1 protein-coding gene is annotated in these 253 nt (G+C 63.6%); it reads right to left on the reverse strand.

Features of this window, described 5'->3' with window-relative positions:
- On the reverse strand, positions 1–253 hold a 253-nt coding region (locus ACXAH0_RS25295; RefSeq protein ID WP_475196097.1), incomplete at both ends, for an IS66 family transposase.

Raw genomic sequence — 253 nt, forward strand, 5'->3', positions numbered from 1 at the left:
AAAGAGCGCTTCCCCTTGCCGGACCATGCGGCCGATGGCATCCGCCAGGGGCTCAAGCAAGGCAGTGGAGCGCCCCACCCAATCAGCCAGGGTGGAGCGGTCCAGATCGATACCTTCCCGGCCAAAGATCTGAGACTGGCGATAGAGCGGAAGGTGGTCGGCGTGTTTTGACACAAGGACATGCGCAAGGAGACCGGCTCCCGGCCGACCGCGCTCAATCGGACGCGATGGCAAGGGCGCCTGAACAATCCTC

The sequence above is a fragment of the Roseibium sp. AWQ4_290 genome (assembly GCF_056160985.1).